This is a genomic window from Pseudomonas frederiksbergensis, from assembly GCF_003732665.1.
Lineage (GTDB): Bacteria > Pseudomonadota > Gammaproteobacteria > Pseudomonadales > Pseudomonadaceae > Aquipseudomonas > Aquipseudomonas frederiksbergensis_G.
The window spans coordinates 63,684-77,188 of the sequence record NZ_MOBP01000025.1; the positions used below are offsets into that span (position 1 = coordinate 63,684).

At 57.7% G+C, this 13,505-nt stretch carries 9 protein-coding genes; all 9 read right to left on the reverse strand.

Translation table 11 applies throughout. From position 1 onward, the window contains the following. Positions 1 to 3 precede the first annotated feature (3 nt). Positions 4 to 981: a tetratricopeptide repeat protein gene (locus BK665_RS32075; RefSeq protein WP_123410474.1), complete on the reverse strand. Its 978-nt coding sequence runs from the start codon at positions 979 to 981 to the stop codon at positions 4 to 6. A gap of 20 nt (positions 982 to 1,001) precedes the next feature. After that, positions 1,002 to 4,259: a hypothetical protein gene (locus tag BK665_RS32080; RefSeq protein ID WP_123410475.1), complete on the reverse strand. Its 3,258-nt coding sequence runs from the start codon at positions 4,257 to 4,259 to the stop codon at positions 1,002 to 1,004. Between the two features lie 36 nt (positions 4,260 to 4,295). After that, on the reverse strand, positions 4,296 to 5,159 hold the full coding sequence (locus BK665_RS32085) for a DUF4123 domain-containing protein (protein WP_123410476.1): 864 nt from the start codon (positions 5,157 to 5,159) through the stop codon (positions 4,296 to 4,298). Continuing rightward, the gene (locus BK665_RS32090; protein WP_123410477.1) at positions 5,150 to 7,204 is read right to left on the reverse strand and encodes a type VI secretion system Vgr family protein; all 2,055 of its coding nucleotides are present in this window, start codon (positions 7,202 to 7,204) and stop codon (positions 5,150 to 5,152) included. Before BK665_RS32090 ends, BK665_RS32085 begins: the two co-directional genes overlap by 10 nt. A 262-nt stretch (positions 7,205 to 7,466) precedes the next feature. Continuing rightward, the gene (locus BK665_RS32095) at positions 7,467 to 8,087 is read right to left on the reverse strand and encodes a transglycosylase SLT domain-containing protein (RefSeq protein WP_123410478.1); all 621 of its coding nucleotides are present in this window, start codon (positions 8,085 to 8,087) and stop codon (positions 7,467 to 7,469) included. A gap of 177 nt (positions 8,088 to 8,264) precedes the next feature. Next, positions 8,265 to 9,209: a carbohydrate kinase family protein gene (locus tag BK665_RS32100; protein WP_123410479.1), complete on the reverse strand. Its 945-nt coding sequence runs from the start codon at positions 9,207 to 9,209 to the stop codon at positions 8,265 to 8,267. A 13-nt stretch (positions 9,210 to 9,222) separates the two neighbouring features. Then, on the reverse strand, positions 9,223 to 10,719 hold the full coding sequence (gene xylB, locus BK665_RS32105; protein ID WP_123410480.1) for a xylulokinase: 1,497 nt from the start codon (positions 10,717 to 10,719) through the stop codon (positions 9,223 to 9,225). A gap of 158 nt (positions 10,720 to 10,877) precedes the next feature. After that, positions 10,878 to 12,350 carry a mannitol dehydrogenase family protein gene (locus BK665_RS32110; RefSeq protein WP_123410481.1) on the reverse strand — a complete coding sequence of 491 codons (1,473 nt, stop codon included), beginning with the start codon at positions 12,348 to 12,350 and terminating at the stop codon, positions 10,878 to 10,880. A gap of 16 nt (positions 12,351 to 12,366) precedes the next feature. Beyond that, the gene (locus BK665_RS32115; protein ID WP_123410482.1) at positions 12,367 to 13,470 is read right to left on the reverse strand and encodes an ABC transporter ATP-binding protein; all 1,104 of its coding nucleotides are present in this window, start codon (positions 13,468 to 13,470) and stop codon (positions 12,367 to 12,369) included. Between the last annotated feature and the right edge of the window lie 35 nt (positions 13,471 to 13,505).

The window sequence follows — 13,505 nt, forward strand, 5'->3', positions numbered from 1 at the left end:
ATATCAGCGGCTCAGTTTTTCCGGGAAAAACGATAGGGGCGGATGGGTCTCTTTCCATGTTTTGGCGAAACTCTTTGCCTCGGCAATTTGTTCAGGAGTTATTTTGGAAGAGATTTTTTGCAATTGGTCTTTTACATCCGCTTGCATCCCTCCGCCTCCATCCAGCTCTTTTAGCAAATAAATTAATGCATAGCCTTTGACAGCATCGAGAGGGTACCCATATAGATCTGGTTCGTGGGCTAAATCCGAACCATACTCAAATATAGTGGATACATAGCCGGTGAGGGCGGATTTTTCGTTCCATTTTCGGTAGCCCTCCATATCATTTTTTTCGCTGAGCAGTAATGCGTACTCCCTCATTCCTTTTGGGTATCCTCCTTCAGCAGATGCTTTAAACCACTTCTCGATAGAATCTTGTCGCTGCCAAGGGAGAAAAAAACCTTCCCCTTGTTTTTCCGCTATGCCCATCCAATATTGTGCTATTGGATGCCCAGCATCTGCCGCTCTTTTCAGCCAATATTTATCTACGGTCAATTCGTACATGATGTACATAGACTCAGCATCGCCATTTTCAGCCTTTGGCTTGGCAATATGTTGTGCTTGTTTTAACCATTCAATAGCGGGCTTTTGAACGGGTGCACAGTTTTGTAGGTTTTTGCAGAGGCTATCATCATTACGCCCTAATTGAATCATTGCATACAAGTCTCCCTGGTCAGCGGCGGCCTCGTACCATTTCTGAGATTCGGGGTTCATGTAGTGATTTTTTTTTCGTAACGATTCAGCTAAAAAATATTGTGCTTCGTGATCGCCGGCTTCGGCTGCAATAGACAAGAAAGGGGTGGCATAAGATGGTTTTAGTTGGTTGTATAGAATTAATCCCTGTTCCTTGGCGGTTGCCTGCTCAGGTGAAAGCTGTGCTAGTGCAAAGCCTGAACACAGATAAGATATTACAGTGATTGGAATTAGCCATTTTAGATTCATAACTGTCTCGAGAATATAGTTTACTGGCTAGGGCCGGTGTAGGTTGCTTTGCCAGAGGGGATATAGGTCCGCCCAAAATACTGGCTGCGCTGGCATAAACGGTCTAAATCGCCTCCCAATAGTTTGATATGAGACTTGTAGCGATCCCTCATCAGGTCTCCTCTGCGCTTCTCAAAACGTATAACACCTTCAGCCATAAAGTTATCGAGTAATAAGCGGTTCTCGCAATATTCCTGACCACCAATCTCTGGCTTGACACCGAAGCGATTCATACACATACAGGCTTCTTCGAACTGGCGCCGTGCTTTATCCATGGTGTTTTGTTTCTGAGCGCTTTCCACAATCCAACCAAGAATACGCTCTATAGCTTGCTGCTGGATGAAAAACGCTTGAGACTCACCATATGTGCGTTCATTTTTTTCTGCGGTGACAGATGACTCTACAGGGGTGACCTTAAATGCTTCTGGAGGACTAATCAGAGTTTTCAGCAATGGGCCCAAAGCATTTGGGATTGCATTTACACACCACTGCTCAAGTTCTGCCTGATTGTCATCGTTGATAATTGTATCCGCAATCGGCCCACCTTTGCCCGCAGCGGTCAACGATTCATAGATCGACATAACAGTGTCAATCCCCAACAAATACACCATCCCAACATCAAACCCACAAACAGCCAAGGTGTTGAGGTTCGACATCAAGGTAAATGCCTTGTCATCAACTGTGATAAACGGATTCTGTTTGTTCTTATAGAGCTCTCGACGGAACAAGTTAATCAACTCTGTCACCGCGTCATAACCCACTTCAAATTTGAAAGCCCCACCCACACCAGGTCCAGCAATCAACGAAGCTTTCAATACCAGTATCAAACGTCCGTCATACAGCGAAATACTGGCTTCACCTTTGGCGCCGAAGCCCGCGGCGACGGTGAGTTCTGCCGACAGGCGAGCGAGGCTGAACCATTCGTTGACCTTCATTGAGTCTTTGGCCCCCGCTGTAGGTGCCCGTTGCAACATGGCAACTTCGGAAGGAGGGGCCCAGTTCAGGGCGCCGGTGATCATGATGCCTGATTGCAGGCCGGCGAATAGATTGAAGGAGGCTTTGCCACCGTTCTGCACTTGCAGCTTCGCGGGGACGGCTTTTGTTTGACCGCTGGTTTCGGTATGGACGAAGTCGCGCTTGTCGCCGGTACGAACGACAGGTTCGGGCGGTGCCAGATGGAAGCCAGCGTTGCCGACGTCGAGTGCAATTTCCGTGGAAAGCAGCAGCGAGGCCCCGGCATAGCCCCAGGCTTTGGCACCGAGGTACAACGAGAATCGGCCAAGATTCATCGTTTGCTCGACGTTACGTGCATCCAGATAGGTGAATTTGATTTCCTTGGCTTTGCTGCGTTCAGGTAGGTCGACTTTGAACAGTTCGACTTCACCTTGGGCAAGGTCTACCGCGAAGGATGCGTTTGCCGATGCCTTGAAGCCTTCCGCTACGGTGAACGCAGGGCCTTCAACCTTTACGGAGCCGTGGAGAATATTCCAAGACGACGACGTGAGGCATCGAACCAGTTGTGCTTGCGGGCTGACATCGAATATGCGGAAGGTCTTGCGCACGTTGTCTTTGAACAGCACTTGCTGCAGGCGTGTTCCCCATTCCTTACGGCTGCCGGCACTGTCCAGAGAGGCGACTTTGTAGTTCTTTTTTTGCAGGAAGGCGTAAAACAGTTCGATGTCGAACCAGCCTTCGGCGGTAAACCAGTCACTTTCCTGGTCTTTAATCCGCAGCGCACCTTCTTCTGCAAGCCACTGGCCAAACAGGTTCAGTTCGCTGTCTTTCGCCGCTTTACCATCGCTATTGCCGGGGCGCTTAGTCAGGTCCTTGAGCTTGGCACCGACTTTGTTCAAGTCCTCACCCAAGACTTTTTTCAATCTTGGAAGCGTGAGCATGCTGAGGTAAGTCAGCGGTTTTTTGGGATCGTCCAGCATGCTCATTTCGTGGAGCGGAAAGCCATTCTTGACAAGGCGATCTTCAGGCTTGGGCTGGAACTGTTCGGGCTCCCACAACAGGTATCGTGGAACAGTCGCGGTTTCCATGTTCTTCTCGGCCTGTAGCCGCAACTTGTCTTTTTCGGCCTGCAAACGATCCCATTCTGTACGCTCGGCGGAAACAAGATTTGCCGGAGCCTTGGCCTGGCGACCGCTTGCTTCGATCCAGCCTTTGTATTTTTTGCTAAGACGTTCGTTGACTTCTGTCTGCTTTTTTTCAAGTGCCAAGTATTGCTTGAACAGGTCTACGCCACCTTCGACTGGCGCGCCGGCCGCAGGAATCAGAGCGAACTCCGGCAACGCGATGCCGTATAGAGCCACTTCCTTAATGGAGTCGAGATACGTGACGTAGATGGCTTTTCTTTTTAAGCGCTGTGTTTCCTGATCGCGCATGTAAGTACAAAGGGGAAGTTTATTATTCAAGCCGCAGGTCGCGATTTCGTCTAATCGCTTTTTGTCTTCAGCCAGCAACGGCGCCAGTTCAGCCGAGCCCAATGTTGCCAGGTCTTTTTCTTTCAGCAGTTCCTCTCGCGCTTTCAGGTATTTATGAACACCTGCTCGCGCAGCAAGGGCCTTGGGGGAATACAGGCTCCCACTTTCATAGGCATAGCCCTTTTTCTTGGCGATGGCGACTGCAACGCTCTTCAGTTTTTTCCATTCCTCATAAACCCCGTGAACTCGCTTTGCATCTTCTTGCGCCGCCATCCATTCGGACTTTTTGATTTCGTCCTGTTGGAGGCGCGTCAGAGGCGTTGAGGGTGCTGAAACGGGTTGGGTTGCGGCTTTTCTCTGTTCTTGAGCTGCCAGCAGTGTAGCGTCGAGATTGCTGATAGTCGGGTACTGGGTTTCGATCTCGAGCATGCGTGTCTGCTGCTCGCCCGCGAGAAAGTTGCCGAGCTTAGGTTCGAGGAAGTACTCCAGCAAGCCTGAGTCGTAGAGGCCTTTTTTGCGTTCCTCGGCAGATTTACTGCTACTTACTTTTTGATCCAGATCGTTGGCTGATTCTTTAAGTGCCGAGTTTGTGCGTTCTGGCAGCAGCCAGAATGATTCGTTCTCTGTGTCATAAATCGCGCTGCCATAGGTCGTCGAACAAGGCGTTTTCACTTTGTCATGAGACCCGGGAGTGTCCTCCGGTACTTCGGGCTGGTCGCCGATATCCCTTGGTGGCTTTGCACAAACTTCTTCGGGGGCTGGCTGGGCAATGGGCGTTTCAGTCTTGGGTGCTGCGCTATTACCGGATTCCATAAATGCTTCCATTCATTCGTTACGCGGACGGGTTCATCAGGCGGCGCTGGTGGCGAGTTGCTTCAGCTGTTCAACCTTGATGAACGACTCTTCCCTGGATTGCAGGATGGCCATGGCCTGGGGCTGCGTGTCGAGCAGTGGTCCGTTGGCAATGTGGCCCAGTTTGAGCAGGTGACGACCTTCGTAGATGTTGTGGTTGACCAGTGTGTCGAGGTTTTGTGCCACGTTGGGCAGTTCTTCGTCGGTAGGCTCGTTGAACGCGGTGTACTGCTCATCGACCCAGTAGACCCAACCCAGTCGCGCTTGGACCATTGGTGCATCGTCCGGGATGTTGAACGCTGAGACGTCGCCCAGCCATTCGAGTTCCGAGGTGGATTGCCAGCTCAACCAGTTTCCGTTGCCTGCACCGAAATGGGCCGGAGCAGGGATGTAGACGTGTTGCCACGGACCAAAGAGCTGGAGCGAGGTTTCGCCGGCGGTGTAGGCCAGTGCGGCCCACAGGCTTGGTTTGTGATAGCTCAGCAGGCTTTGGCCGCCGGAGCCGTCATTGGCGCGCAGTAGCCAGCGGGCATGGGCCAAGGCTTTGACCGAGTCTTCGGTGGTCAGGGCGATGCCGGAAAAGTTTTCTTCGCAAAGTTTTGCGGCTTCGGCTGCGAGGCGGCTGCCCCAAGGCGCGGTGAGCCACAGTGGGCCGTCAGCGGCGATCTCGGCGAAGTCGGTGCCGATGAACAAGCCTTGGGAAATCATTGGCTCGCCGATGCGGTAGAGGCGGCTCATGGCCTCTGGTTGACGGGCGCGGTCGATGATGAAGCAGAGAGTCTGGCTCGATGCTTCTCTTGGCAATTGCTCGAACGAATAACGAGGTTCGGCGAGGAGGGCGCTCAGCGCTTTTACATGCATGTGCAATCCTTACGGGTGCAAGCACCATTGCTTTGTTTACCGCACAGCGGAGTAATGCCGGACTCGTTCAGGCGTTTGGGCAGGGGGATCGGGACTAGACCGGCCTTGTCCGCATCCGCCACCTTCATCGGCCCCGGCAACAACGGCGCAGCCGGTGTGCCCGACCCCGGCCCACCCCCGGAGTTAACCTTCACAGTCGCGCCACTGATCGTCACGCCCCCGGCATCGATCTTCACAAAGCTCCCGCCAGCCTTGGCCGTAAGCTCCATCCCCCCCTCAACCACAACCTTTTCCCCGGCGTTGTAGTGAATCTCCTGTCCAGCCTCGACAAATTGCCCAGTCCCGACCTTCACATGCTGGGTCACCGCCACCGTCAGGTGATCATCCGCCCGGGCTTCGCTCTTGCGGTCCAGATGGGTGATGCGGTGTTCTTCAACCTTGAACTCGCTGTAGGTGTTGGCTTCAACGGTGTCGTGCCGTTCATTGCCGATGCGGATCTTTTGGTCGTGTTCGATGTTTTCGTCCCAGTCGCGCTGGGCGTGTAGATAAATCTGTTCTGCGCCTTTTTTGTCTTCGATGCGCAATTCGTTGTAGCCCTTGCCGCCCGGGGAGCTGAGGGTTTTGAAGGTGCTGCGGGTTTTGTTCGCCGGGAGGTCGTAGGGGACGACGTTTTCCTTGTGGTACAGGCAGCCGGTGACCAGGGGTTGGTCGGGGTCGCCTTCCATGAACGAGACCAGCACTTCCATGCCGATGCGCGGGATGGCGATGCCGCCGTAGGCGTTGCCGGCCCAGCCGGTGGCGACGCGCAGCCAGCAGGTGGTGTTGTCGTCGGCCTGGCCGTCGCGGTCCCAGTGGAACTGGACTTTGACCCGGCCGTACTGGTCGGTGTGGATTTCTTCGCCCTTGGGGCCGGTGACGATGGCGGTCTGGCTGCCCAGGACTTTCGATTTCGGGTGTTCGAGGGCAGGGCGGAAGTGTGCGTCCCACGGGGTGGCGAGGAAGCGGTTGCGGTAGCCCTGGTGGAAGTCGTCCTTGTTGTCGGTGACGTCGCTGGTGGTGTTTTCGCCGAGCACTTGCGGTTGTTTGCCTTCGTGCACGACTTCCAGCAACAGCCAGAGGTCGTTCCATTCAGCACGCGGGTGTTCGCTCAGGGCCAGGAAGTGGCCGCTGACCAAGGTCGGTTCGTCGCTTTTGCCTTCGGCGAGTTTGTAGTCGCTGCGATGGCGCTCAAGGGCGCGGGTTGCCAATTGCTTGCCGCGTTCGCGGTCGGTGAAGCGGCCAGGGTAGTCGTAGTCTTCGAGGTCCGGGGCGAATTCGGTCTTGGCCGCGCCTTCCGGGAGGATTCTTGGTTTTTCGAAATCGTAGTCCCGGCGGCTGACGCGGGTGGTGCGGGTTTCCAGGCGCAGGTTGAAGCGCTTGATCACGGTTTTTTCGGCGGCCATGCCGGAGTCTTGCTGGTAGCTCACCGGCGCTAGTTTGCGGAACACGGTCTGGTCGTCGCCGAACACCAGTTTGTGGCCGCTGGCTGAGTGCTGGAAGTGGAAGTGAATGCCTTCTTCTTCGCACAGGCGCTGGATGAAATGCAGGTCGGATTCGTCGTACTGCACGCAGTAATCGCGTTCGGGGTAGATCGCGCCGAGCTGGAAGCTGTAGGCGTCGGCCAGAATGCCCCGTGCTTCGAGAACCTGGCCGATGATCTTCGGCACCGTCAAGTGCTGGAAGATCTGCTGGTCATGGTTGTGTCGCAGGTAGGCGAGTTGCGGCACCAGGCTGAGGCTGTAGCGGGTCAGCTTCTTGCCGGAGTCGCCTTGCTCGATGCGATACACCAGGCCATGGATGATGCCTTTGCCGGTGGCGCCGAAGGTCAGGCAGCCAGGCTTGTGCAGCAGCTCTTCGAGTTTCAGGTCGGGGCGGGCGCTGACCAGTTCGATGTCGAAGCTGAACGGTTGGTTGAGGGCTTCGCGACCGACGAAACTGAGCACTTGAAGGTCAGTGGAAACACCTTCCAGCGTGAGGGAAATATGGGTTGCGTTCGCGTCCAGCATGCCTTGAATTCCGTCCTTTGAATAAGCTGGGACGGATGGTGCAGGATTAACCGGCCTCGTTCAAGGCGCAAATGCCGGGCTCGGGCGTAGGGAAATCCCCTATGGGTGGGCTCTGGGCCAATGATTGCGGGGGATTTGTACATATCTGGTTGCACACGGGGTAACAAGGGCAGCGCCATGTGCTCATGAACTAATGGTCAGTTTCAGACTGAAGTCGCCTTCGGCGCGTAACAGCCTTATGCCATCACTGGCGATGCCTATCTCAAAGCCAATGCCAAAACCGACTCCAAAACCCACGATTAAGATCGTTTTTACACCCGGCATATTGCTGCGCATACATATCGGATCGGCCCTGGACCTTGCCGGCCGTGGCCACCAGCCACGCTTTGCTGCCATAGGTTTTCTGGCGATACCCGCCCCAGCCTTCGTGGTAGTTCAGGTACTGCCCATAGGCGTCGTATTTGTACACGCCATTGATGCTGGTGGTTTTGTCCATGTACCAGCCGACGAAATCGATGGCGTCATCGAAGTCTTCGCGGTCGGCCCCACTTCGACCGGTGCTTTTCTGATAGTCGGACCAGACTTCATCCTTGGCCTGGGCGTAGCCGGAAGCCGTCGAGACCCGGCCCCACGGGATGATCCACAGCAGGTATTTGCGCGGCGTCTTGGCGTCGTAACGATAGCCGGACTCTTGATACATGATCGCGAAGGGCACCTGGATCGGCACGCCCCAGCGTTTTTGCGTGACTTGCGCGGCGTCGTACCAGTCGCTCTTTTCCCGGAAGATTTCGCAGATATCGTTGGGGGAGCGGGGTGGCGAGGTGCTGCAACCGGCCATTAAGGTCGTGAGTAGTACAAGCCCAGCCGTGTGCCTTGAGTTCAAAAGCCCGTCTTCCTGTCATGCGCTTAAAAAGGGCGATAGTTTACACAGGACGTGAGGGTGAGGGTGTGGGGTGGAGCGCTTTCGCGGGCAAGCCTCGCTCCTACAGGATTGATGTTGATCGCAATACCGACGTCAATCCCGTAGGAGCGAGGCTTGCCCGCGAAGAGGCCCTCACTTTCAGTGAAGATCCAACTGCTGGCGATACGGCAAATCCGGCCCGGTTTTGCTGCAGGTCAGCGCCGCGGCTTGCACGGCAAACTTGAGCATCCCGTCAATCTGCTCCCGATTCAGCCGCTGGACACCGTCTACCGAATCCAACTGATGCTCGGTCAGCCAGGTAATCAGCGCGGCCTGGAAGGTATCGCCAGCCCCAACTGTGTCAGCGATCTTCACCGAACTGGCCGGCACCGACCAGGTTCCATGCGTCCGGCTGAACACGGTCGCGCCTTCGCCACCACGGGTCAGGAACACCAACTGGCAGCGATGTTGCAGCCAGCCCTCGATCACCCGCTGCGGATCCTGCTCGGGATAGAGCAGGCTCAAGTCTTCATCGCTGACCTTGATCAAATCGGCCAATTCCACCAGCTCGGCAATCCGCGAGCGCCACAGGTCGATGTTCGGCTCCGGATTCAAGCGCACATTCGGATCAAGACTGATCAAGCGTCTGCCGCTTTCGCGGCCGACCAATGCCAGCAGGGTGTCGGCAATGGGCTGCACCACCAGCGAGTACGAGCCGATGTGCAAGCCGCGCACTTCTGGCCCCAGCTCCGGCAGGTGTTCCAGGCGCAATTGTCGGTCGGCGCAGCCTTCGCCACGGAAGCTGTAGTGGGGCGAGCCGTTGGCACCGACGGCGACCATCGCCAGGGTGGTCGGGGCGGCGAAATCTACGAGGTAGTCCGGGCGCACACCTTCGTCCTGCAACACTTGCTGCAAGCGGCGGCCGAGGTAGTCGGTGGACAGGCCGGCGAACAGTGCCGACTCCACGCCCAAGCGACGCAAACCCACCGCGACGTTGAACGGCGAGCCGCCGGCAATCGCCTTGAAATTCACTTTTGAAGCCTGACCGCTCGCATCGTCTTCGCTGAAGAAATCGAACAGCGCTTCGCCACACACCAGATACATAATTGTTCGCTCTTTAAAGGGTTGCGACCTGTTGTTGATAGCGTTCGTAGGCCTGCTGGGCCGCCACCACGTTGTCGGCATCGGGTAGCGTTTCGCTGCTCAGGTCGAGTTTGACGCAGCGCTCGCACAAGTCCGCGAGGGTGCTTTCATGGCCGTTCGACCAGGATTTGCACCACGCCGCCTGAATCGCCGCGCCCAGGGCCGCCGCTTCGGCTTGTTCGGTACAAATCACCGGGGTGTTCATGATGTCGGCGACGATCTGTCGCCACACCGGGCTTTTCGAGCCGCCGCCAATCAAACAGATGCTGCGGCTTTGTAAGCCATTTTGCCGCAGCAGGTCCAGCCCGTAACGCAAGCCGAAGGTCGTGCCTTCGACCGCAGCGCGGCACAGGTTGGCCTGGGTCATGTTGGTCATGGTCAAACAGTGCAGGCTGCCGGTGGCGTGGGGCAGGGCGGGGACGCGTTCGCCATTGAGGAACGGCAGCATGCACACGCCGTCCGCACCGATTGGCGCATGGGCGACCAGATTGTTGAACTGCTCGATGTCCAGCTCGAACAGGTCGCGAATGACGCCGGTGGCGTTGGTCAGGTTCATGGTGCAGATCAACGGCAACCAGCCGCCGCTGGAGGAACAGAACGTGGCGACCGAGACGTCCGGGCTGACTTTCGGCTGTTCGGAGTAGGCGTAGACCGTGCCCGAGGAACCGAGGCTCATGGTGATCGCGCCGGGCTGGATATTGCCAGTGCCGATGGCGCCCATCATGTTGTCGCCGCCACCGCTGGACACCAGCGCTTGCGGGTTGATGCCCAGGTGTTCGGCGATGCTCGGCAGGATCGTGCCGACGGCTTCATGGGCGTCGATCAGCTCCGGCAGCGCGGCTTGCAGGCGCCCGGTGGGGTCGATGTCCCGCAGCAGTTGCAAGTCCCACTGGCGGGTGCGCACGTTGAAGTAGCCGGTGCCCGAGGCATCGCCATATTCGCTGCAACTGCGGCCGGTGAGCCAGTAGTTGAGGAAGTCGTGGGGCAGCAGGATGCGGGCGATGCGGGCGAAAATGTCTGGGTGTTGTTCTTTGGTCCAGAGCAGTTTGGACACGGTGTAGCCCGGCGCGATGACGATGCCGAGGCGCTCCAGCGAACCGGTTTCGCCGCCCAGATGGGTCAGCAGGCGATCGTTTTCCGGGGTGGATTCGGTGTCGCACCAGAGCTTGGCCGGGCGCAGGACCTGGCCCTGGTCGTCGAGCAGCACCAAACCGTGTTGCTGGCCGGAGACGCCGACGCCGAGGATGTCCTGGCCATCGACATTAGCCGCGAGCAGGGCACCGCGGGTGGCGAGGGTGAAGGCGTCCAGCCATTGGCGGGTGTCCTGCTCACGCCGGCCGTTACCGCCGCTGATCAGCGTGTGGGCCGCGGCGCCCTGGCCCATCACCTGACCGCTGGCTGCATCGAGGATGATGGCTTTAGTGCCTTGGGTGCCGCAGTCGATGCCGAGGAATAGTTGTTGGTTTGCCATGGTAGATCCTTGGTGTGTCAGGTCGATCCAGGTGAAGCCATTCGCGAGCAAGCCCGCTCCCACAGGGGATTTTCAGTGAACACACATTTTGTGTACGACAACGATCCAGTGTGGGAGCGGGCTTGCTCGCGAAGACGGCAGCAGATTCACCACCTCACTTAAGCCAACACCCGCTCCAACGTCCGCGTAACCCCGACTTCGCGCAAACTGTTGCAGCACCACTCAAACGCCGCGACAAACTCCGGCGAGCGCGGGATGGCCGTGCCAAAGATTTCCTCGACCTCCAGCAACCGCTGGGTGATCAACGCGTCGTCGGCCACCAGCGCCTGACAGAACGCCGCCCGGGGATCGGGAATCGAGTAGGTCACGCCATTCTCATCCACACCCTTCAAATACAAGGCCCAGGCCGCCACCACCAGTGCAGCGCGCTTGGTCTCCTGGCCATCGGCAATCAACCGGTTAATCGTCGGCACGGTGAATTTCGGAAACTTCGACGAACCGTCCGAACACACCCGCTCCAGTTGATCGGCAATCGCCTGGTTGGAGAAGCGTGCCACCAAGGTGTTCTTGTAATCCGTGAGGTCGATTCCCGGCACCGGCGCCAGTTGCGGCGTGACGTCCAGGTCCATGTAGGCGCGCATGTAGCGCACGAACAGCGGGTCGTTCATGGTTTCGTGGACGAAGCGGTAACCCTTCAAGAACCCCAGGTAAGTCAGGGCCAGGTGGCTGCCGTTGAGCAGCTTGATTTTCATCTCTTCGTAAGGCGTGACGTCGTCGGTGAACTGCACGCCGACCTTTTCCCAGACCGGGCGGCCGTTGACGAACTTGTCTTCCAGCACCCATTGCACAAAGGGTTCGCAGACCACCGGCCAGGCGTCGTCGACCGCGTGTTTGTCATGCAATTGCAGCTTGTGCTCGGTGCTGGTCATCGGCGTGATGCGATCGACCATGGCATTGGGGAAGCTGACGTTTTGCTCGATCCAGTCCCGCAGGTCGGCATCACGCAGGGCCGCGAAGGCGAGCAATGCCTTGCGGGTGACGGCGCCGTTGTGCGGCAGGTTATCGCAGGACATCAAGGTAAACGCCGGCGTACCGGCGGCGCGCCGTTTGGCCAGGGCGGCGCAGAGAAAGCCGAACACGGTTTTCGGGGCACCAGGGTGCGCGAGGTCGTGCTGGATCTGCGGCAGGTGGGCCATGAACTCGCCGTTGCTGTCGTCGATGCAGTAGCCACCCTCGGTGATGGTCAGCGAGACGATGCGGATCTCGGGGCTGGCGAGTTTGTCGATCAGCGCTTCGGCGCCGTCTTCGGCCAGCAACATGTCGCGAATCGCGCCGATCACTCGCACTTCGGTGTCGTCGGTGTCGCCCAGTTCGAACAAGGTGAACAGGTAATCCTGCTCCTTCAAATCGTCGCGAGCGCGGCGGTCTTCGGCGCGCAGGCCGACGCCGCAAATCGCCCAGTCCAGGCCTTCGCCGGTATTCATCAGTGCATCGGTGTAGTAAGCCTGATGCGCCCGATGGAAACCGCCGACGCCGATATGGGCGATGCCTTGGCGCGTATCGCTCAGGGCGTAGGCGGGCAGCACCACCTCAGGCGCGAGGCGGTTGAGGTTTTGTTTATTGAGTTTCATCACAGGCTCTCTGAAGTCAGGCCGCTACGCGCAGAGGGCGGGTCAGCGCTACGCCGTCGGCATCGAATAAATGGCAGTGTTCGGCGTCCAGGTGCAGGCTCAGGGACTCGCCGTAACGGCTGGCCAGGTCACCGCGAACACGCATGGTCAGCGCTTCGCCGGAGGAGGTCACCACGTGGCAGAAGGTGTCGCTGCCCAGGCGTTCGCTGACGTCGGCAGTCACTTGCAGGGTGCAGTCGCCGGTTTGCGCCAGGTTCAGGTGTTCCGGGCGAATGCCCAGGGTCACGGGGCCGCCGACGCTCAGGTTGGCACCGCTCAACGGCAGCGTGATGCGGGTGCCGGCGTCCAGCAGCACTTCTACATTCTGGCTTTCGACGCGGGTGACCTTGCCCTTGAGGAAGCCCATTTTCGGCGTGCCGAGGAACCCGGCGACAAACAGGTTGGCCGGTTGGTGATACAGGTCCAGGGGCGAACCCACTTGCTCGACCTTGCCGCCATTGAGCACCACGACTTTGTCGGCCATGGTCATGGCTTCGACCTGGTCGTGGGTCACGTAGATCATCGTGGCTTTGAGTTCTTTGTGCAGGCGCAGCAGCTCCAGGCGCATCTGCACCCGCAGGGCGGCGTCGAGGTTGGACAGCGGTTCATCAAACAGGAAGATTTTCGGGTTACGCACGATGGCGCGGCCGATGGCTACGCGCTGACGCTGGCCGCCGGACAGTTGCTTGGGCTTGCGCTCCAGCATCGGCCCGAGTTCGAGGATGCGTGCCGCTTCGCCGACTTTCTTCTCGACTTCGGCCTTCGGTACGCCGGCCAGGTCGAGGGCGAACGACATGTTCTTTTTCACGGTCATGTGCGGGTACAGGGCGTAGGTTTGGAACACCATCGCCAGGTCACGCTTGGCCGGGCTGACTTCGGTGATGTCGCGGCCATCGAGTTCGATGGTGCCGCCGCTGACTTCTTCAAGCCCCGCGATCAGGCGCAGCAGGGTGGACTTGCCGCAGCCCGACGGGCCGACGAACACCACGAATTCCTTGTCGTTCACTTCCAGGTCGATGCCCTTGATGATGGAAAAGCCTTCGAAGCCTTTTTGCAGATTCTTGATTTTCAGGTTGGCCATGATGATGGGCCTCCACATGTTTTTATTTATTTGAG